Origin of the sequence: Terrisphaera buseokensis, assembly GCF_047521145.2 — a bacterium.
In the GTDB taxonomy this organism is placed as follows: domain Bacteria; phylum Verrucomicrobiota; class Verrucomicrobiia; order Opitutales; family Opitutaceae; genus ER46.
Window position 1 is genome coordinate 2,405,507 of the sequence record NZ_CM134186.1, and the last position, 20,996, is coordinate 2,426,502.

Below are 20,996 nucleotides of genomic sequence, written 5' to 3' on the forward strand. Positions count from 1 at the left end.
GTGAGGGCACCCCGCCTACATTCATCTCGGCTCGACCGTTCGCGCAAAATTCCCGTTGATCCGGACTCGCGCCGCCGCCTCCTAACCCTCAATCTCGCCTTCACCCTTTCCCCTATGAAACGTACTGCCCTGTTCCTCGCCTGTCTCGCTCTGGCCTCCGGCTCCGCCTTCGCGGCCGACGCCAAGCCCAATACGCTCACGTCCGCGGAGAAATCCGCGGGCTGGCAGCTGCTCTTCAACGGCAAGTCCCTCGACGGCTGGAAGGCCAGTGAGAGCCCCGGCAGCTTCACGGTGCAGGACGGCACGCTCGTCGTCTTCGGCAAGCGCTCGCACCTCTTCTACACCGGCCCGGTGGCGAATCACGATTTCAAGAACTTCGAGCTGTCGCTCGACATCAAGACCTACCCGAAGGCGAACTCCGGCGTCTACATTCACACCGAGTACCAGGAGACCGGCTGGCCGAACAAGGGCTACGAAGTCCAGGTCAACAACACCCACAAGGATGTGAAGAAGGGCGCGGGCCTCTACGCGATCAAGGACAACCTGGAAGCACCGGCCAAGGACGAGGAGTGGTACACGATGATGGTCCGCGTTGAGGGCAAGCGCATCCAGACCTTCGTGAACGGCAAACAGATCATTGATTTCACCGAGCCCACGCCGGCCGCGCCGCCGGCCAACATGGCGGGCCGTTTCCTGTCGCACGGCACCTTCGCCATCCAAGGCCACGATCCCGAGAGCAAGGTCGTCTATAAGAACATCAAGGTGCGCGTGCTGCCGTAACCGGCGCGAGCGATTACTCTCATCTCAACAAGAGGGCGGAATTTTCGTTCCGCCCTTTTTCGTGTCCGGACCCATCCAATCAAGCCAGGAGGTCACCGCGAAACACACGAAATACACGAAATGGAGCCGCGGCCGGGCGGACGCCTGGGTTTCGTGTATTTCGTGTGTTTCGTGGTCCCCGCCTTGATGCCTTGGCTCGAGGCGTAACGGCTTCCGTGCAAAACATGCTTTACCCGGCGCGTTCAAACCGTCTCCTCTCGTGGCTCGATGGCCAAACGCAAAGCGCCCAAACCCTCTGACCAACCTGAGCTGCCCCTGGGCGAAGACACGCCGGCCGCTCCGTCCAAGGCCAAGGGTGGAAAGGCGGACGCCGCCAAAGGCGCGGCCAAGGTCACGCCGCCACCGCCACCGGCACCGGCGCCCACTGCGGTCACTCCGGCACCCAGCGCGACCGCTGCCGCTGGTTCGTCCGACAACTCCCCGGCACCCACCGGCAACCCGCTGGTGCCCGCGGCGGTCGAGCCGCCTCCGCCCCCGAAACGCCGCGGTGGCGACAATGTCCAGACCGAGGATTCCCCGCTCGCGAAGAGTTACCGCGGCTGGTTCCTCGAGTACGCGAGCTATGTCATTCTCGATCGCGCGGTGCCGCACCTCGACGACGGCCTCAAGCCCGTCCAACGGCGGATTCTGCACACGCTCTGGGACATGGACGACGGGCGTTTCCACAAGGTCGCCAATATCGTCGGTCGCACGATGTCGCTCCACCCGCACGGTGACGCCTCCATCGGCGCCGCGCTCGTCGGCATCGGCCAGCGCGCGTTCCTGATCGAGCCGCAGGGTAATTTCGGCAACACGCTCACCGGCGACGAGGCCGCGGCGCCGCGTTACATCGAGGCGCGGCTCACGAATTTCGCGAAGGACGTCCTCTTCAATCCGAAGACCACGACCTGGCAGCTGAGCTACGACGGCCGCGCCCGCGAGCCCGTCACGCTGCCGGCCAAGTTTCCCATCGTGCTCCTCGACGGCGCCGAGGGCATCGCCGTCGGTCTCTCGACCAAGATTCTGCCGCATAATTTCAACGATCTCTGCCGGGCGGCGATCAATCACCTGCAGGGAAAATCCTTCCGCATCTTCCCCGACTTTCCCTCCGGCGGCATCGCCGACTTCGCGGAGTACAACGACGGCGAGCGCGGCGGGAAGGTGAAGGTTCGCGCCAAGATCGAGCAACGCTCCAAGTACCTGCTGGCGATCACCGAGCTGCCGTACGGCACCACGACCGAGACGCTGATCGAGTCGATCCTCGCGGCCAACGCCAAGGGCAAGATCAAGGTCAAGCACGTCGACGACAACACCGCCGACCAGGTCGAGATCCTTGTGCACCTGCCGCAGGGCGCCGACGCCGATCAGGTCACGCAGCAGCTGTATGTGTTCACCGGCTGCCAGCAGAACATCTCCCCGGCCGCGTGCGTGATCGTCAACGATCCGACCACGCGCGAGGACAAGCCCGAGTTCCTCGGCGTGCGCGAAATCCTGAAGCGTGCCGTCGATCGCACGAAGTCGCTGCTCAAGCAGGAGCTCGAGATCAGGCTGGGCGAACTCGAGCAGCAGTGGCACTGGGATTCGCTCGAACGCATTTTCATCGAGGAGCGGATCTACCGCCGGATCGAAAAATCGAAGACGTGGGAGAGCGTGCTCGAGGAAATCCGCGACGGCTTGAAGCCGTTCCTCAAGCAGCTCCGCCGCGAGGTGACGGACGAGGACATCACCCGCCTGACCGAAATCCGCATCAAGCGCATCTCGGCCTACAACCGCTTCCAGGCCGACGAGGCGCTGAAGAAGATCGAGGAGGGCATCAAGGAGACGAAGGCCAATCTGAAGAACCTGACGGCGTACGCGGTTTCCTGGTACGAGATGTTGCAGGAGAAATACGGCAAGGGCCTCAAGCGCCGCACGAGCTACGACGAGATTGAACAGATCGACGCGTCCGAGGTCGTATCCGCCAACCAGCGACTGTATGTGAATCGCGAGGACGGCTTCATCGGCCTGAACTGGCGGCAGCACGAGTTCGTGCAGGAGTGCACGATTCTCGACAGCGTGCTCACGATCATGCGCGACGGCTCGCTCAAGGTCGCGAAGGTGGCCGACAAGGTTTTCATGGGCCGCGACATCCTGCACATCGCGATCTTCCCGAAGGACGGCGACACCGCGTTCTACACGATGGTGTATCAGGACAAGGAATCCGGAAAGGCGTTCGCGAAACGCTTCCAGATCGGAGGCCTGTCACGCGACAAGCTCTATCCGCTGGTGAAGAGCGAAGGCTCGCACGTGGTGTTCCTCGAGGTCAGCAAGACCGAGAAGGAGATGCCGAAGAAGGTCACCATCTTCATCGATGGCCGCAGCGGTGCGCGCGTCCGGGAGTTCGAGTTCGATCTCGGCACCGTGCCCGTCAGCACGCGGACCGCGAAGGGCCTCACCGTCAGCAAGTGGCCGGTGAAGGATGTGAAGCGCGTGGATCTCTCGCTGGGCTGAAGCGGGAGCAAACGAGGGCGGCGGTGGTCGCCGCCCTCACGTGGGTCAGTTCCGATCGCGATCGTGGTCGCGCCGGGCTTCGACAATCACCCCGGCGCTGCTGCACGTCCAGTAGATGCGGCCGTTGGCGGCAACCGCGATATCGGTGGGCTCGGGATCGCCGCTGTTCACCAGCGTCTTTTGTTTGGTCCGAAGGTCGTATTCCCAGACCTTGTTGCGGCCGCCCTGCGCCCCGGCCACGCCCGGGGTCGGTACCTCGGTCCAGTACAGGAGGCGCCGCGGTTCATCGAGCGCGATTCCGGTCGGACTGGCCAGGCCGCCGAGGAACAACGTCGTATCGCCGCACTTGTTGCGAGTGAGGATCACGCCCGCGGTCTTGCAGGTCCAATAGAGCACGCCGTCGTTGGAGGCGGCGATATCCGTGGGTTCGGGCTCACCTTTGCTCAGGATCGTGACGTCGGTGCTGTCGAACGCGGACACGACCGACACCGTGTTCGATCCGCCGGCGGCACCCGGCGTCGGAACCTGGGTGAAGTAGACATTGCCCATGCGATCGATCGCGATCCCGCTCGGCTTGGCGAGTCCGGTGAGGAGCGGAGTGGCTGCGCCGGAGCCGGGCCGGGCCGCCTGCTCGAGGATGACGCCGGCGGACTTGCACGTCCAATACAGGACGCCGGTCTTGTCGACGGCGATGTTCACCGGCTCCGGTTCACCTTGGTGAATGGTGCGCATCGCGCCATTGCCGAGGCGAAGTTCCTTCACGGCGTTGCGGCCGCCGGCGACACCCGGGGTGGGAATCTCGGAGAAGTAGATCGTCGAGCCCTGGACGGCGATGCCGGTCGGCCGGTGGAGACCCTGCGCAACGACTTTTGTTTTGTAGTCGTCGGCCAGGAGGGTGTTGCCGGCCAGGAGGGCGAGCGCAACGATGGGAGACAGACGGAGGCGGGGAGGATTCATGAGGGACGCGGTATCTGGGTTGACTGACGATTGGGTTGTCGCCGCACCGGTTGATTTCCACCGGTGGGCGAAGGGAGGAACGAACCGGGCCGCTGATTGATTGCACGCCGGGCGCATCTTCCCGGAAATAGTTCGTGGGCCGGGGAATTTTTGTGACGGGGCGCGCTCTCAACTCCGCGTGGATCGCGCTGGTCAATCCTCCGAAGTCGACTCTGCCGAGATGGAGCTGCTGCAAAGCGGCTTTCGCTATGCGTTGTCGCTGACCCACCACCGGCAGGATGCCGAGGATCTGGCGCAGGAGGCCTGGCTTAATCTCTGCCGTCGCTATGGTGCCGCGCGATCGCGAGCTGCGCTCTATACCGCGATTCGAAATCTCTTCATTGATCGCTGCCGCCGTAACCGCGTGGTCGGCTTCGATTCGCTGGAAGCAAGCCCGGCGGATCCGCCGGCCGCCGAAACCTTGGCCGCGGGGACCTGCGACGATCTCGACCAGTTGCTCGGCAGCTTGCGACCGGGTGAACGCGAAGTGATTTTTCTGCACCACATCGAGGGCCACACCGCCGAGGAAGTAGGTGTATTGACGCGCCAGCCGCGCGGCACGGTGTTGAGCTTGCTGCATCGGGCCTTCAAGAAACTCCGCGCGGCCACCACCGCCTCAGGCTGAACCGACGTTCCCTGCCACGATTGCACTCCCGCCCTTGCCCAATCTGATTCTCCGCAACTGAAATGGCCGATCTCGAGCATCACCTCCGCCGGCACTACGAGAGCCAAAAGCTCCCGGAGGATCGTGCGCGCGCCATCCTGGCCGCGGGCCGCGCGGCGGCCGCGGCTCGGACACGGGGTAGGCGGTGGTGGCTCGGAGCTGCAGCGGCCCTCGTGCTGGGTGCCGGCCTTCTGGGTGGCTTCGGTGCCTGGGACCGGGGTGCCGGCCCTACCGGTCGGATCGTCACCCAGGATGCGGCGGCGGCCGTGATGCGTCACTTCGCCACGCCCGACTATCAACTCGCGGAGATCTCCGCCGATCCCGCGGCATTGACCCGGTGGCTGCGTGATCACGGCGCGCCGGCGTCGCTGGCGGTCCCGCCCGCGATGGCGGGACTGGCGAGTTTCGGCTGCCAAGTACTCGAGGCGCAGGCGCAGCGGGTCTATTTGATTTGTTTCTTCCTGGACGTCCCTGCGGTCCCGCCGGCGCCCGGATCGATGCCCATCAAGAAGGAGATGGTCGTGACCGCTCCCGACGGCACGATGATGAAAAAGAACCGTCCTCTGGTGCACCTCGTGGTGGCCCCGCGGTCCGCCTTTCGCGATGCGCCCGCGCCCGGCACCCGGGTGACTCTTCCGCCGAGCGGTGAGTGGAATTTCACCACGTGGTCGAGTGGTGACGTGGTTTACCTGGTCGCCGCTACGGCGCCGGCCGAACGGATTGCCGACCTGACCCGATCGCTGTGAGCAGTCCGCCGCCCGTCATGCGGACCAGATCCCGGTGAGTAACGTTGAGGCCGGTGACGCGGCCTGGCCGCGAACACGGCGCTCGACCATGCTGGCCAGCAAGTCCGCGGCCGCCGCGCCGATCGCGGCTGGTCGTTCGTCGATCCCGGCAATGCGACCCGGATTCGCACCGGTGAGACTGGTCACCACGAATCGCGGCGGGCCCGCGAGCCGGCGTCCAATGAGACGCGCGCAATCCCGCGCGGAACTGAGTTCGTGCGTGACGATCACGTCGGGTCGTTCCCTCGCGAACCAGGCGCGCAACGCCGACGGCGAGGCTTCGTGTGCGACGAGCGGCGGCACGTGCGACTGCAGCTCGTTCAGCCCGTGCCACGTCACCGCGGCGGTGAAACCGTGTTCGCTGCGCACGTCGTGCTCCGCCGGAATGACCAGTCCGATTCGCCGGTGACCCTGCGCGGCGAGCGTGCGGCAGAGCAGGAGCGTGTTGGCGAAGTGATGCGGCATCACGCGATGCACGCTCGGACCAGTGGGGCTGGCCGACGCGGCGACGACGGAGAACTGCGGCCACGCCAGCAGTGTCGTGAGATCCACGGGCGACTGTTGCGGCAGGAGCAGGATGCCTTCGACGCCGCGGCTCTCCAGCATGCGTTGCACGCCCGCCCAGCCGCCGGGTTCTGGGGAAAGGTGCATCAAATCGAAACCGTAGCCGCGGCTCGATGCCTGCAGCCGCGCGCCCGCGATCAGTGTTCTGAAATACTGCTCGCGATCATCCGGCGCGCGCGTGGTGAGCCCCATCAGCACGCTTTGGAAACGTCGCGTGCGACGGCCGCGCAAATGCACCATGAGCTTCGCGACCTCGGGATCCGGACGGTAGCCGAGCCGATCCGCGATCGAAAGTATGCGCCGGCGCGTGTCGTCCGCAATCCGGCTGCGCCCGCCGAGCGCGCGCGAGACGGTCATCTGGCTCACGCCGGCTTCGGTGGCGACGTCGCGCAGCGTGGCGCGGCGCGCGGTGGAGGCGGTTCTCATCGCGCTGATGCGTTAGGTTAACGCAACAAAGGTGTCGAAGGGAAACCGGCGGCGCGCCTGTCTGCTCGTTGCAGGCGCGCCCTCACCGGCGTCACCTGACCCCACCCACGACTCCGATCCCGGCGGCCGGCGCTCCCGCTGCCCGCCTCCCGCCGCTTTTCATCATTCCATCCATGCGTTTCACTTCTCCTTGTCCTGCGCTGCGCGGGTTGCCTCGCCCGTTGTGCGTTGTTTCCCTCGCGAGCCTCGTCGTTGCACTGGCGGTTGCCACGGCGGCGTCCGCCCAGGTGGCCGCGCCGGTGCCGCGCCCGCCGGCCGGCGAGCCCGCGGTGATCAAGCTCACGCCGTTCGAGGTGAACACCAGCCGCGACGAGGGTTTCGTGGCCACCAGCGCGCTGGCCGGCGGCCGGCTCAACACCGATCTGAAGGACACGCCGGTGGCGTATTCGGTGCTGACGAAGGAGTTTCTCGACGCCTTCAACATCACCGATCTCACGAGCGCGATGGAGTGGTCGGTCAACACGACCTACAACCCGGGCAACAATGTCGACCAGGGCTTTGGGTTCTCACCCGCGATCAACATCACGATCCGCGGCGCGGCGCCGGGTGAGTCGAACTACCCGATGCGGAATTTTTTCCCGTTCAATCACAATACCGACAGCTACGCGCTGGATCGTTTCGACTTTGCGCGCGGGCCCAACGCGATTCTCTTCGGCGCCGCGCAGTTCGGCGGCACGCCGGTGTCGGTCACCAAGCAGGCGCTCACGACCAAGACGATCCGCCAGACCCAGGTCCAGCTGGGCTCGTGGAACAAATACCGCGCGACGGTCGATGTGAACGAGCCGCTCAGTCCCAAGGCCGCGATCCGCGTCGCCGGCATGTGGGAGCAGAGCGACACCTACCGCGAGGACGAGTGGCGCAAGAAGAAGGCGGTCTTCCTCAGTGGCACGTATCATCTCGCCAAGCACACGACGATCCGGGCCGAGGGCGAATACGCCGAGACGAAGCAAAAGACGTTTCCCACGTTTCTCACCGATCAGGTGTCGGCCTGGGACGGTCGCACCACTTTCACCGGTGCCGTGCTGCCGGCCAACGCCCCGACCGCCGCGCAACTGGCCGCCGCCGGTGTCGCCTACGGCACCAATAACGTGAATCCCAGCTTCGCCCCGCTCTGGGTGTTCGATCCCACGGCGTTCGGCACGGGCGACGTCCTGAATTTCGCCAACGTGCTGCGCACGAAAGGCGCCGCCGGCAACGGCACGCCGGCCAACCGCAACGTCATCGGCGGCCGGGCGATCACCAGCGCCAGTGTGAGTTACGCCGGGCAGCCGATGATCGACGGGTTTGAAGTGCCCGCGGGCCGCTACGACAGCGTGCTCGCCGGCTCGCCCGGCTTCAGCATTCCGGGACGCAAGACGACCAATCTGTGGTCGAGCAAGAAACCCACGCAGGCCCAGGTCGCGAAGGATGTTTCGCTCACGCTCAACCACCGCATCGGCGATTCGTTCTTCTTCGAAATCGCCGGTGATACCAACAAGGTGACGATCGACGGCAACAACGCGATCAACCGCGGCGCAAACACCGTCTTCATCGACATCACGCAGACGCTGCCGAACGGCGCCGCCAACCCGAACTTCCGCCAGCCCTACAGCGAATTCTGGAGCTACCAGAATCTGCGCGGCTACGAACTCAGCAGCGCCCGCGCCTCGGCGGCCTACATCAAGGACACCGCCATCGGCCGGTTCCAGTTCGCGCTCGGCGGCGGCGCCAACTATCAGCTGCAATCCAAGCGCAGCTTCCTGTATCTCCTGCCACTGCAGAGCATCGGCCCCGATGCCCGCTACTGGAGCCAGTCCCAGGCGAGCACCGCGCTCTGGTACCGACTCTACCTGAACCAGGGCGGCCGCGATTTTTATAACACCGACCTCGGGCCGCTCACGCTGCGCAACGCGGACGGCACGACGACGTCCGTCACACCGCAGCACGTGCTCGACGCCACGCGCAAGGACAACAGCGCCGACAACATCACGAAATTCAAACACGTGATGGCCGCGGGAAATTTCAGTCTCTTCAAGAATCGCCTCGTGATCATCGGGGCGGTGCGGCGCGACCTCACGAACCTCGAGACGAAGAACACCCTGCTGCCCGGCGATTACGCCGCGGGCTGGACGGGCGCGAACATCATCTTCAAGCCCGCCGCGCCGAAGGATTGGGCGACGCTGACCTTCATTCCCAAGAGCGCCGCGGGTGTCGCCACCGGTCCGGCGCAGCCGGCAGACAATCGCCCGCGGCTGACCGTGCCGGCCACCGCCACCGTGGCCGCGAGCAGCATTCTGCCGCAGCCGCAATATGCCGGCGATCGCTTCCGCGATGACTACAACCCTCCGGCGTTGAGCGTGGCCGCGAACACCTTCTCGACCGGCGCCACCTTCAACGCCACGCGCTGGCTGGGCTTCTACACCAATCTCGCGACCACGTTTAATCCAAACCTGCTCGTGCAACGCCTCGACAGTTCGCTGCTCCCGCCGTCGGCGGCGCGCGGCATCGATGCCGGCATCCGCGTCAATCCGCTCGGTGGGCGCGTCTCGATGAGTCTCGGCTGGTTCACGTCGCACCAGAATCTCTCGCCGGTGAATTCCCCCGGCGGACTGATCGGCAGCTATAACACAATTTTCAATACGCCGGTGATCGGTGACCTCAGTCCCGGAGGCCGCAACGCCCGCAACGAAGGGCTGCTGCCGACCGTCGTGCGCGACACGCAGACGCAGGAGTCGAAAGGCGTGGAGTTCGAGGTCACGGCGAACCTCTCCACTTCATGGCGGCTGCTGTTCAACATCGCCAACACCCGCGGTACGCAGAAGGAAATCGCGCCGGACAGTCGCGCGTTCATCACCGCGAAGGACGCCGTCGCGCGTCAGATTCTGGCCGACGCCGGCGTGCTGATCAGCGCGACCAACGTCGCGACGATCAATCCCGCGCTGAACGATCCGGCCCGCATCAACGTCGGTGCCGTCAACAACGCGGTGAATGCCTGGAACACGATCCAGACGAGCGTGATTCCGAACATCGTCACCGGCCAGCAGAAGCTCGCCGGCGCGACCGACTACACCTCGAACCTGGGCACCGACTACACGGTGCGCGAAGGCAAGCTCAAGGGGCTCTCGGCCGGCTTCGGCCTGCACTATCGCGGCAAGATGGTCGTCGGTTACCGCGGCGCCGACACGATCGTGAATCCCGCCAACCCTGCGACCGCGATCGATGATCCCACGGTCGATGCCTACACCCCGGTGTATTCGAAGCCGCACACGACGGCTGACGCCCGCTTTGGCTACACGTGGAAGCTGGCGAACCGCCGCACCCTCGGCCTCAACCTCAACATCCAGAATCTGCTCAACAACAACACGCCGATCTACTTCGTGAATCTGCCCGGCGGTCAGACCACCAACACCATCCTGCGGCCGCGCAATGCCGACGTGACGTCGCCCGCCGTCTACACCGTGCCGGCCGGCTTCTCCTATCGTACGCCGATCAACTGGACGCTGACCGCGCGCCTCGATTTTTAACTTGGTAAGTCGCCACTGCCGGGTCCCTAAGCGCGCACGATTGCGTCGACTCGCGTGAAGTTGTGCATTTCCTCGAACATCAACTTCCCCTCCCGTGCACCTCCGCGCTACCCCGGCCCTGATCGCTTTCCTTGGTGTGCTGCTGTCCGCCGTCGGCGGATACGCAGCCGAAACGGCCCGCCCCGTTTATCAGGCCACGGGCATCAAGCTCAGCGAGCCCACGGCGACGAGCGTCGTGGTGTGGACCCGTGTGACGCGTGATCCGGAACCGGCGGCGCACGATCGGCCCGTGCCGATCATCACGCTTTTCAACCGCAAGACGGGCGCGCCGGTGGCGTTGAAGGATAACGCGACCTACGCGAACGCGCGTCCGGTGGTGGAGTATCCGCCGGGTGCGGACCTCGGATCAATTCGTGGCGCGGCTCCGGGCGCGGACGGCCAGGTGCAGGTGCGGCATCGCATCGCCGGTTCTGATGCCTGGACCACGGCAGCGTGGCAGGACGTGGATCCGAAACATGACTTCACCGCCGCGATCACGCTCGCCGGGTTGAAGCCGGGTACGCGTTACGAGGTCGAGGTGGCCGCGCGCAGCAGTGTCCGGGCGACGGCAACGGCCCACACCGTCAAGGGCGGGTTTGTCACGGCGCCGGCGCCGGATGCGGCGGCCAGTGTCGCATTCTGCGTGATGAGCTGCCAGCAATACGAGGACCGCGATCGGCCCGACGGCTTGGCGATCTATCCTTCGATGCTCGCCCTGCGGCCGGATTTTTTCGTCAACACGGGAGATGTGGTTTACTACGATCACGGTCCCGTGCATGCGGTGACGACCGAACTCGCCCGCTACCATTGGGCGCGGATGTTTGGTTATCCGACCCTGCGGGAGTTTCACCGCCAGGTTGGCAGCTATTTCATGAAGGACGATCACGACGTCCTGACCAACGATTGTGAGCCGGGCATGAAGTCCGGCGATCTCACGTTCGAGGAGGGACTGAAGATTTTCCACGAGCAGACTGCCATGACGTCGTCGCAATACCGCACGATGCGCTGGGGCCGGCATCTGCAGATCTGGATGGTGGAGGGCCGGGATTTTCGCACCTCGCGGGCGAAGGAGGGTCGCGACGCCCCGACGATCTGGGGCGCGCCGCAGATCGCGTGGCTCGAGCGCACGCTGGCCGAGTCCGACGCGACTTTCCGCGTGTTGATCACCTCCACGCCCATTGTCGGGCCGGATCGTCCGCAGAAAGACGACAACTACTCGAACCCCGGTTTCGCCGTCGAAGGCGCCCGGATACGCGCGATGCTCGGCAAGTTCAAGAACCTGACGGTCATCACCGGCGATCGCCACTGGCAGTACGTGTCGCGGGACAAGGCGACCGGCCTCGAGGAGTGGAGTGTCGGCGCGGCGAGCGATGCGCATGCCGGCGGCTGGAACGAAGAAACGCCGCGCCCCGAGCATCGGTTCCTGCGCATCAAGCATGGCGGCTTTCTCTCCGGCCAGATCAAGAGCGTGGCGAATGACGCGCGCTTCACGCTGCGGCTCCACGATACGGCGGGCAAGGTCTTGTTCGAGTCCTCGGCGGCGGCTGCCGCTGGAGTCCGGTAGCGGCAGCACAGGCGTTGCGCCTGCCTCTGTACGAGCGGGCGAGGGCGCCCACGGTCCCAGGAAAATCCACCCCATCTCTTCCTCCCCATGCACTTGATCCGTCTCCGTCTGCTTGCCTCGGTGATCGTGACCGCACTGCTTTGTGCCGCCACGGCTGGCTTTGCGCAGAAAGCTCCCGCGCCTGCGGCGTCCGCTGGAGCCGCAGCAGACGCGGCGGTACAGTTGTCCCCCTTCACAGTGAGCACCGACAAGGATGTCGGCTTCGTGGCGACCAGCTCGCTCGCGGGCGGACGCCTCGCCAGCGATCTCGCCGACACGCCGGCCGCCTATTCGGTCATCACGCGCGAGTTCATCGACGCGCTTAACATCGTCGATCTGGCGCAGGCGCTGGAGTGGACGGTGAACACGAACGCGAACAACGACAACGGGGCCAACCTCACGTTCGCCTCGCCGACGACGTACACCACGCGCGGCGTCGGCTCGAGCACGCCCCAGCGCAACTTCTTTCCGTTCTATCTCAATTTCGACAGCTATAATCTCGAGCGTTTCGATTTCTCACGCGGACCGAACTCGGTGTTGTTCGGCAACGGCAACATCGCTGGTTCGGCTAACGTCGTCACGAAGCAGGCGAAGTACGGTCGCCCGCTGCGCGAAATCCGCACGCAGATCGGTTCGTGGGAGACGTATCGCGCCTCGCTTGATGTGAATCAGCCCGTCGGAAAAGACGCCGCGGTACGGGCCAACGCGGTCTGGCAGAACGGACGCGGCTGGCGCGAACGCGATTTCGCCAAGGTGAAGGGTGCCGCGCTCACGGGCTCGATGCGCCTCGGTGCGGCGACTGAGATCCGGCTCGAAGGCGAATACGGCGAGAACAGCCGCATGTCCGGATTCTCGAACGTCAACGACAGCTTCGCCGGCTGGGACGGCACCTCCACCTTTGACGCGCCGCTCACCGCCACGCCGACGAACAACAACGCCCGGGGCGTCACCCGCAACGCCGCCGCCGGCTACTTTGTGTACGCGCCCGCCTCCGGTTTCAGCAACGTGATGAATTACCAGAACACCGCGCTCACGCTCGGCGCCGGTGCGAACACCGCCGTGCCGATCGCAGGGCGTTTCTTCGCCGGCACGACCGTGAACGCCTCCGGGGCCGATCTGCTCAATTCGCTCAATCTCCCGGACGATCGTTTCGCCAACGCGATCCGCGGTTCGCAATTCCGCGTGCCGGGCCGCGCGTTTTCGCCGTCGTTCGACGCGCCGGTGTTCTGGCAGCGGTATCACGACGTGGCGCTGTATATCAATCACGCGATCGGCCGCTCGCTGTTCTTCGAGCTCGCGCTGGACAAGAACTACAGCTTCCGCGCCGCCGAGATCACGTTGAACCGCGGGCTCGTCACCACGCTGATCGACATCAACCGCAATCTCCCGAACGGCGCGCCGAATCCGAATTTCCTGCAGCCGTACAGCGAGGCCGTCCGTCACCAGAACCCGCGCAACACCGACGCGAAGAACGTCCGCGGCGCGATCGCGTATGTGAAGGACACCCGCTTCGGCAACTTCAAGTTCAACTCCCTTTTCGGTACGAACATCCAGGATACCTACGGCCGCCTCACGCTCCTCGGCGCCCGCATCGACCCGGATCCCCGCCGCTGGTCGCTCGTGGATTTGATTCGTTATCGTTATTACTGGAATCAGGACGGCCGGCCCCTGCCGCAGCTCGGCAAGATCCAGCTCGTGGATCCGGTGCTGGGCACCACGCGCGAAGTCACGCCGTTCTACACCCACGACACCTCGCGGCCCGAGGTGAATTCGAACGCCAAGGCGACCTACAACTACGCGCTCGCCGCGATGAACGCGCAGTTTTTCAAGCGCCGGCTCGTCGTGCTCGGCGCGGTGCGGTTCGACGACTATACGAACAAGGTCACCTACAATTCCTTCATTCGTGACTATCCGGCGGACTGGGATGGCACCACGCTGATCTTCAAGCCCGACGCCCCGTCCGACTATCGCTCGCTGACCTACGTGCCTAAGGATGCGCAGGGGCGGCCCACGGGCCCGGCTTCGATTGCGGAGCGCCGGCCGCGCGATGCCGCGGGCAACCGGCTCGCGCAGTACGCTGGCGAACGGTTTCAGGACGACTACTCGCCGCCGCCCATCGAAGGCACGAAGACCACGTATTCGGCCGGGAGTGTTTACCATCTGAATACGCGGATCAGCCTGTACGGAAATTTCGCCCAGACCTACAATCTGCCGTCGGTCACGCCGACGCTCACCGGTTCGCCGCTGCCCGCGACCGTCTCCAACGGCTTCGATGCCGGCGTGCGTTTCAGCCTGCTCGATCAGCGCCTGCGCCTCAGCCTCAACCGCTACTTCTCGAAGGAGGACAACCAGGCGTCGGGTGCGCCCGCCAACACCAGCGGTCCGATCAACGCCATCATCAACTCCAACGCCATCGGCGATTTCTCTGCTGACGGTCGCAACAACCGCGGTGTCCAGCCGCTGCCCGCGGTCTTCACGGATCGCCGCCAGCAAAAGGCCAACGGCTACGAGTTCGAGGCGGTGGCCAATCTGTCGCGCGCGTGGCGGCTTTCCGCCAACTACGCGATCGCGCGCGCCTTCTCGACCAATGCAGGCATCGAGACCGCGACCTTCATCGACAACAACCTGACCGTGCTCCGGCAGATCGTCGTCGATGCCGGCGGCCTCATCGATGCACAGGGCGTGGCCACGGTCGATAACTCGATTCCGGTCAACCAGCGTTCGCCCGACGCCAACACCGCGGTCACGAACTGGAACACGTTGCTCGCTGGGCGGCGCGGCATCGTGTCCGGCACGGTGATCAGCCAGAACACGACCTCGGCGAATCTCTTCACCGACTACTCGATCCAAACGGGCCGCTTCAAGGGATTGCGCGTCGGTGCCGGCGCGCGTTATCGCGGCCGGGCCGTGATCGGCAACCGCGGTGCGGATACGATCGTGAATCCGGCCAATCCCGCGCAAGGCATCGACGACCCGAACGTGGACGCGTTCACCGTGGTGTACGCGCCCGGTTACTGGGTGGCGACGGCCACGGTGGGTTACAACTGGCGGCTGAGCAAAAAATACGAGGTCCGTTTTAATCTCAGCATCGATAATCTCCTCGATGACGACAAAGTCCGTTTCACGAGCACGATTCTCCGGCCGCCGGGCGGGGACGTCACGAATCCGGCGCGCGTCACCGTGCCGAATTCCTACTGGTACCAGGCGCCGCGCAGCTACTCCCTTGCCGCCACGGTGCCGTTCTGACCATGCACGGGCGTCCCTGCGGCAGCGGTGGTGAAAGCGTCACCCGTTTCAGCGCGCCGCGGGTGCTCCCTTGAATTCCCAAACTTCGCCATGAAATTCAGCTTTCTCCTTCTGACTGCCTCGCTGATTACTGGTCTTCCCGGAAACCTGGCGCGGGGTGCCGAGCCGACCAACGCCGCTGAGGCCGCTGCGAAGAAGGCGGCCGAGGACCAACGCATCGACGCACTCTATCAGGCGAAGAAAGCCACGCTGTCGCCCGAGCGTCAGGCCTGGGAGGTCGTGCTCGAACAGAACTTGGGCAACGGTTTTTATCTGCCGCTGCACAAGCGCGATTTTGTGAAGGGCGTGTCGACGGCATGGGATTTCGTGGCGGACGAACCGAGCCTTCCGCGCGTGCTCCTCATTGGTGATTCCGTCTCGCGCGGTTACACGCTGGCAACGCGCGCCGCGCTGGCCGGCAAGGCCAATGTCCACCGCGCGCCGGAGAACTGCGGGCCGACGGCCAACGGCCTCAAGAAGCTCGACGTGTGGCTGGGGGCGGGAAAGTGGGACGTGATCCATTTCAATTTCGGCATCCACGATCGGGCGACGCCGCTCGCCGACTACGAAGCGCGGCTTGCGCAGATCATCACGCGACTGCAGGCCACCGGTGCCCGGGTGATTTGGGCCAGCACCACCCCGATTCCCCGCGACGACGTGAAGAAGCAGAGCCCGGAGTCGATCGTCGAACGCAACGCCGTCGCCGCCCGGCTCGCCCGCGCGCGCGGTTTGGCGGTGAATGATCTCTTCAGTTTCATCACGCCGCAGCTCGCGACGCTGCAGAACCCGAACGACGTCCACTTCAGTGCCAAAGGCTACGAAGCCCTCGGCCAGGAAGTGGCCCGTGCGATCGCCGCAGCGTTGGGACGGAAATAGGACGGCGGGGCAGGGCACTGCGGGCTTGTCTCGTTGTGGTGATTCGCGTGCGCTGACTGCATCCCCTATGCGCACTCTCCCCGTGGCGTTGCTACTCATCGTGTGGACTGCGGCCGCTTTCGCCGCCGCTCCCGCCAAGCCGAATCTGATCATCATCAACATTGATGATCTTGGTTACGCCGAGATTGGACCGTTCGGCGGACGCAATCGCACGCCGGAGCTGGACCGGATGGCGAAGGAAGGGCGGAAGCTGACAAGCCACTACGCGGCTCCGGTGTGTTCGCCCTCGCGTGCGTCGCTGATGACGGGCTGTTATCCGAAGCGCGCGTTGCCGGTGCCACACGTGCTGTTTCCTGGCGCCGAAGTGGGATTGAATCCCGCCGAGCGCACGATCGCGGAGGTGCTCAAGGATGCCGGCTATGTCACCGCGGCCGTGGGCAAGTGGCACCTCGGTGACCAGCTGCCGTTCCTGCCGACGCGGCAGGGCTTCGATTCGTATTTTGGTCTGCCGTACTCGAATGACATGGGACCGGCGGCCGACGGCGTGAAAAGCAATCGCGGGATGCCGGTCCCGCAGGCGAAGGCAGGCGTGAAGGCGAAGGCGGCCCCGGTCTCGGATGAGACGGGCATTCGCGGGGCGCAACCGCCGCTGGCGCTGATTGAAAATGAAACCGTCATTGGACGCGTGCGGGCGGAGGAACAAATCCAGCTGCAACGCCGCTACACCGAGCGCGCGGTCGCATTCATCCGCGAGCGCCACGACCGGCCGTTCTTCCTCTATTTCGCGCCGAACGCCGTTCACTTCCCGGTGTATCCGCGCGACGAGTTCATGGGCAAGTCCGGCAACGGGCTGCTCGGCGACTGGGTGCAGGAGATTGACTGGAGCGTGGGCCAGGTGCTGGCGGCGCTGCGGGAGCTGAAGCTCGACGCCAACACGCTCGTGATCTTCACCTCGGACAATGGCGGGCCGGTCAACCAGGGCGCGGTCAACACCCCGCTGCGCGGCAGCAAGGGCACGACCTTCGAAGGCGGCATCCGCGTCTGCACGATCGCCTGGTGGCCGGGTCGGATTCCGGCCGGGACGTCGACAGATGCGATTACGTCAATGATGGATATTTTGCCGACGTTCGCGCGGCTGGGCGGTACGACCGCTCCGACCGATCGGAAGATTGATGGCGTGGATCTGTGGCCCGTGCTGACGGGAAATCCGTCCCAGGCGCCGCGCGACGTGTTTCATTACTTCCGCGGCGCGACACTGGACGCCGTGCGTTCCGGGCCGTGGAAGCTGCACCTGGCCAAGGGCGAGTTGTATCATCTCGGCAACGACATCGCCGAGGCGAAGGACGTCGCCGCGGCGCATCCCGAAGAGGTGAAGAAGCTGCGCGCGCTGGCCGCGGCGATGGCGGGCGATCTCGGCGTGGATCAGTTCGGTCCCGGTTGCCGCGAACTCGGCCGGGTGAAGAACCCGCAGCCGATCATCGCGGCTGATGGCACGGTGCGGCGCGACATGGCGGGGAAGACGGCGGTGTTTCCGTGAAACACGGATAGGAAGCGGGGGAGAGGTTTGACTTGGACCGCGACCGCCCCCGGTCGCAACCGGAGCAGCGACCGGGGGCGGTCGCGGTCCAAGGTTTCAAGTCTCAAATCTCATACCAATCGCTCCTCGCTTTTGGACTTCTGGATCGCTCGTAGCCACGGCTAAAATCCAAAGGCAAAGAGCGATTGGTATCAGATCTCAGATCTGAAATATCAGGATTTTGTCGTTACGGCGTCGCGGCCACGCGCGCATTCGTGTTCCCCACCGCCTGCACCTTGCGCCGGAAAATCTTGTCGCCGTTCGTGACGTACAGGTACTCGCGGTTTGGGCCGGAGAGCACGCAACTCGTGAGCGGCTTGTCGGGTTGCGGCTTGGTCAGCACGCCGCAAAGCCGGCCGGTCGGATCGAAGACCTGCACGCCGACGGCGCTCGTCACGTAGTACCGGCCGATCGAATCACTGGTCATGCCGTCGCCGCTCGATGCTTTCTTGTAGGGCGGCGGCTCGTTGAACTTGAACTCGCCCTTGGGATCGATCGGCCGGCGCATCGTCATGTACGGGCCCCGGGCGTCGAGCGTGCCGTCGGGCGCGATGCGGAACGTCCACACGTGTTCACCGGCGCTTTCGCTCACCGCGAGCGTGCCTTGATCAGGCGACAGCGTGATGCCGTTGGGATTGGCGAGGCCGGTGTCGACCGCGCGCTTGGCCTTTGTCTTGGGATCGATGAATGTGATCTGTTTCTTGGCGGTTTCGGTGATGAAGATGTGGCCGCGATGAGTGACGGCGAGATCGTTGGGCTGGATGTCCTCGGCGATCACTTCGATCGCGCCCGTGGCGGGCGTGATGGCGATGAGGCGCTTCTTCGCGCCCTGGCAGGCGTACAGCCGGCCGTCGGGGCCGAACTTCAAGCCGCTGACGCCCTCGTCGCTGAGTTTCGTCTTGGTGCCATTGACCGCGATCTTGTAAACGCCGGCCGCCGGCGGACGCATGTCTGAGAAGTAGAAATTGCCGGCCTCGTCCGTACACGGACCGTCGGCAAACGCGAGGCCTTCGGCGACGGGCTTCCAGCCTTCACCTTCGATGAGCAGCCGGTGCAGCGTCATGTCGACGGCGAGATCGCCCTTCGTGACGACGGCGGGCGTCGGTTTGTCCTTCCGCCACAGCCACCGCAGGGCCGCGGGCAGGACCATGCCGCCATGAATCGAATTGTGGCCAAAGCCCTCGGCATATTCGAGCTTCACGTCGTAACCCATGTAACGCAGCGCGGCGTCCATCTGCCGGTTCGCGAGTGGCCAGTTGCCGAAGGGATTGTCGAGGTCGCCGCTGGTGTCCTGTAGGAAAACGCGCAGCGGCTTCCGCTCCGTCTTGCGGATGAGAGCCGGGTAAGCGTCGCCGCCGGCGAGATTCACGAAGCTGCCGACGGTCGAGAGGACCTTGCGGAATTGATCGGGTCGTTCCCAGGCGGCGGTGAACGCCGCGATGCCGCCACTGCTCGATCCGCAGAGCGCGCGCAGTTCCGGGTCGGAGGAAAATGGATACTGCTTCGCGACCACGGGCAGAATCTCATCGAGAAGGAACTGCACGTACCGGTCTCCGAGTGAATTGTACTCGAGGCTGCGGTTGCTGCCGCTGGTCGGACTCTTGGGTGTACCGCGCGACGGGTCGTGGCCGGGGTTGATGAACACGGCGATCGTCACTGGCATTTCCCCGCGGGCGATCAGGTTGTCGAAGAGCGTCGGCACGCGCCAGTTGCCCTTCAGGTTGATGTAGTTCTGGCCGTCCTGAAACACCATGAGCGCGGCGGAGCCGTCGGGCTTGTACTGCGCCGGAACGTAGATCCACCAGTCGCGCGTTGTCTTGGGAAACGCCTTCGCTTCCAGCGTGGGCATTTTCGTGACGGTGCCCTGCGGCACGCCCGGCTGGACCTCGTGATCAGGCGTGGGCTTGAAGACGTCGGCGGCTGAAACCGGGATCGAATGAAAGACGATGGCGACCGACAGTATCGCTTGGGCGAAAATGAGACGGGAAGGGATCATGGGGATGCGGGGCTGGATGCGAATTCAGGGCTTTGACCGCCGAGAGGGATCAGGATCGCGTTGAGATTTCCGACCGGACTCCAGTTGGACAGAATGGACAGAATTCACCAAATGAATCGCGCCCCTTGTGGCCGGTTGGATTTTGTCGATTCTGTTTATTCTGTCCAAAAAGTGGTCCAAGGGAGGGGGGACGAAATCACTCTTTCGGCCAGTCGCGCCAGAGCCAGCGGAGTGTATCCGGAAAGATGGCACCGCCGTGCTTGCCGGAGTGGCCGCCGTCGCCAAAGACGAAGGTGTAATCGTAGCCGGCAAACTTCAGCGCGGCCGCCATGTCCTGATTGGCGAGGGGCCAGTTGCCGTGGAGATTGTCCAGGTCGTTGCTGCCATCCTGCAGGAAGACCCGCAGCGGTTTCGCCGGCTTCGTCTTGCGGATCAGTCCGGGATAAACGTAGCCGCCGCGAATGTTGGTGTAGCTGCCGATATGGCTGACGACCTTGCGAAAGGCGTCGGGCCGCTCCCACGCGACGGTGAACGCCGCGATCGCGCCGGAGCTGTTGCCCCCGATCGCGCGGCCGGCGGGATCGGTGGTGACGTTCAGGCCCTTCAGGGCGACGGGCAGCAACTCGTCGATCACGAAGCGGGCGTTGGCATCGCCGAGTGAATCGTATTCGAAGCTGCGGTTGCTGCGTGCCTTCGCCCCGGGCTCACTGGGGGCGACGGTGCCGGGATTGATGCCGACGGCGATGGTCACGGGCATGTCCTTGCGGGCGATCAGATTGTCCAAAACGACGGGCACACGAAACGCACCGTTGGCGCCGAAGATGCCGCCGCCGTCAAAGAAGACCATGAGGCACGCGGGCTTGTTGCCGTCGTATTGCTTCGGCACGTACACGAAGTAGTCGCGGGTCGTGCCGGGAAAAATCGTGCTGGCTTCAAACCGGGCCTGCCGGACTTCGCCCTTCGGCACGGACTGGACCTGGGAGTCGGGGCCGAGCTTGTAGTCATCGGCCGAATGGAGCGGAAGCGCCGTCAACACGAGCGCCAGGAGCGGGGTAGGGAAACGCACGAAAGCTGGCTAGAGGTCGCGCCGCGGAAGGGCAAGCGGGCTTTGAATTCGAAAAGCAGAAACGAACACCCGCAAGCGAGCGACCGTAGGGTTGAGCAGGAAGCCAGGAAGGCAGGAAACGGACGCAGGAGGATTCAACGCGAGTGTTCTGCGCGCATGAGAGGTGATTGTTTCATGGCTTCCTGGCTTCAGAATTCAAAAGCCAAGAAGCCAAGAGTCGGGCAGCCGGAGGGCGGGAGCAGAACGCA

General features: G+C 64.7%; 13 protein-coding genes. 9 read left to right on the forward strand and 4 right to left on the reverse strand.

The window, feature by feature from the left end; all coding sequences use genetic code 11:
* Positions 1 to 114: 114 nt before the first annotated feature.
* Both ACLJEU_RS08765 and ACLJEU_RS08770 read left to right on the forward strand, forming a co-directional pair.
* A complete protein-coding gene (locus ACLJEU_RS08765) occupies positions 115 to 780 on the forward strand; it encodes a 3-keto-disaccharide hydrolase (RefSeq protein WP_414662228.1) in 666 nt (221 codons plus the stop codon).
* Positions 781 to 1,047: 267 nt separating this feature from the next.
* Positions 1,048 to 3,309 (forward strand): DNA gyrase/topoisomerase IV subunit A, encoded by a 2,262-nt coding sequence (locus ACLJEU_RS08770; protein WP_414662229.1) that lies wholly within the window; start codon positions 1,048 to 1,050, stop codon positions 3,307 to 3,309.
* A 45-nt stretch (positions 3,310 to 3,354) separates the two neighbouring features.
* Here ACLJEU_RS08770 and ACLJEU_RS08775 read toward each other — a convergent pair whose 3' ends face one another.
* Entirely contained in the window at positions 3,355 to 4,266 is a 912-nt protein-coding gene (locus tag ACLJEU_RS08775) for an NHL repeat-containing protein (protein ID WP_414662230.1), read from the reverse strand.
* A gap of 220 nt (positions 4,267 to 4,486) precedes the next feature.
* Here ACLJEU_RS08775 and ACLJEU_RS08780 point away from each other — a divergent pair, with 220 nt between their 5' ends.
* Positions 4,487 to 4,930, forward strand: coding sequence for an RNA polymerase sigma factor (locus tag ACLJEU_RS08780; RefSeq protein ID WP_457795362.1), 444 nt, complete (start codon positions 4,487 to 4,489; stop codon positions 4,928 to 4,930).
* Between the two features lie 62 nt (positions 4,931 to 4,992).
* Positions 4,993 to 5,715, forward strand: a complete 723-nt coding sequence (locus ACLJEU_RS08785) for a hypothetical protein (protein ID WP_414662232.1) — start codon at positions 4,993 to 4,995, stop codon at positions 5,713 to 5,715.
* A gap of 15 nt (positions 5,716 to 5,730) precedes the next feature.
* Here the strand turns inward: ACLJEU_RS08785 and ACLJEU_RS08790 are convergent, their stop codons facing one another.
* Positions 5,731 to 6,744, reverse strand: a complete 1,014-nt coding sequence (locus tag ACLJEU_RS08790; protein ID WP_414662233.1) for a LacI family DNA-binding transcriptional regulator — start codon at positions 6,742 to 6,744, stop codon at positions 5,731 to 5,733.
* A gap of 173 nt (positions 6,745 to 6,917) precedes the next feature.
* Here ACLJEU_RS08790 and ACLJEU_RS08795 point away from each other — a divergent pair, with 173 nt between their 5' ends.
* From ACLJEU_RS08795 to ACLJEU_RS08815, 5 genes are all read left to right on the forward strand, one after another.
* Positions 6,918 to 10,307 (forward strand): hypothetical protein, encoded by a 3,390-nt coding sequence (locus ACLJEU_RS08795; protein ID WP_414662234.1) that lies wholly within the window; start codon positions 6,918 to 6,920, stop codon positions 10,305 to 10,307.
* A gap of 94 nt (positions 10,308 to 10,401) precedes the next feature.
* On the forward strand, positions 10,402 to 11,910 hold the full coding sequence (locus tag ACLJEU_RS08800; protein WP_414662235.1) for an alkaline phosphatase D family protein: 1,509 nt from the start codon (positions 10,402 to 10,404) through the stop codon (positions 11,908 to 11,910).
* Between the two features lie 87 nt (positions 11,911 to 11,997).
* On the forward strand, positions 11,998 to 15,195 hold the full coding sequence (locus ACLJEU_RS08805) for a TonB-dependent siderophore receptor (RefSeq protein ID WP_414662236.1): 3,198 nt from the start codon (positions 11,998 to 12,000) through the stop codon (positions 15,193 to 15,195).
* A gap of 90 nt (positions 15,196 to 15,285) precedes the next feature.
* The gene (locus ACLJEU_RS08810; protein ID WP_414662237.1) at positions 15,286 to 16,110 is read left to right on the forward strand and encodes an SGNH/GDSL hydrolase family protein; all 825 of its coding nucleotides are present in this window, start codon (positions 15,286 to 15,288) and stop codon (positions 16,108 to 16,110) included.
* A gap of 67 nt (positions 16,111 to 16,177) precedes the next feature.
* Entirely contained in the window at positions 16,178 to 17,647 is a 1,470-nt protein-coding gene (locus ACLJEU_RS08815; protein WP_414662238.1) for a sulfatase family protein, read from the forward strand.
* A 226-nt stretch (positions 17,648 to 17,873) separates the two neighbouring features.
* Here the strand turns inward: ACLJEU_RS08815 and ACLJEU_RS08820 are convergent, their stop codons facing one another.
* Positions 17,874 to 19,682, reverse strand: coding sequence for an SMP-30/gluconolactonase/LRE family protein (locus ACLJEU_RS08820; protein WP_414662239.1), 1,809 nt, complete (start codon positions 19,680 to 19,682; stop codon positions 17,874 to 17,876).
* A 196-nt stretch (positions 19,683 to 19,878) separates the two neighbouring features.
* A complete protein-coding gene (locus ACLJEU_RS08825; protein WP_414662240.1) occupies positions 19,879 to 20,748 on the reverse strand; it encodes an alpha/beta hydrolase in 870 nt (289 codons plus the stop codon).
* Positions 20,749 to 20,996 lie beyond the last annotated feature (248 nt).

Bases quoted from the DNA above. Each gene is read 5' to 3' on its own strand.
- ACLJEU_RS08765 (WP_414662228.1), top strand. From the start codon at position 115: ATGAAACGTACTGCCCTGTTCCTCGCCTGTCTCGCTCTGGCCTCCGGC.
- ACLJEU_RS08770 (WP_414662229.1), top strand. From the start codon at position 1,048: ATGGCCAAACGCAAAGCGCCCAAACCCTCTGACCAACCTGAGCTGCCC.
- ACLJEU_RS08775 (WP_414662230.1), bottom strand. From the start codon at position 4,266: ATGAATCCTCCCCGCCTCCGTCTGTCTCCCATCGTTGCGCTCGCCCTC.
- ACLJEU_RS08780 (WP_457795362.1), top strand. From the start codon at position 4,487: ATGGAGCTGCTGCAAAGCGGCTTTCGCTATGCGTTGTCGCTGACCCAC.
- ACLJEU_RS08785 (WP_414662232.1), top strand. From the start codon at position 4,993: ATGGCCGATCTCGAGCATCACCTCCGCCGGCACTACGAGAGCCAAAAG.
- ACLJEU_RS08790 (WP_414662233.1), bottom strand. From the start codon at position 6,744: ATGAGAACCGCCTCCACCGCGCGCCGCGCCACGCTGCGCGACGTCGCC.
- ACLJEU_RS08795 (WP_414662234.1), top strand. From the start codon at position 6,918: ATGCGTTTCACTTCTCCTTGTCCTGCGCTGCGCGGGTTGCCTCGCCCG.
- ACLJEU_RS08805 (WP_414662236.1), top strand. From the start codon at position 11,998: ATGCACTTGATCCGTCTCCGTCTGCTTGCCTCGGTGATCGTGACCGCA.
- ACLJEU_RS08810 (WP_414662237.1), top strand. From the start codon at position 15,286: ATGAAATTCAGCTTTCTCCTTCTGACTGCCTCGCTGATTACTGGTCTT.
- ACLJEU_RS08815 (WP_414662238.1), top strand. From the start codon at position 16,178: ATGCGCACTCTCCCCGTGGCGTTGCTACTCATCGTGTGGACTGCGGCC.
- ACLJEU_RS08820 (WP_414662239.1), bottom strand. From the start codon at position 19,682: ATGATCCCTTCCCGTCTCATTTTCGCCCAAGCGATACTGTCGGTCGCC.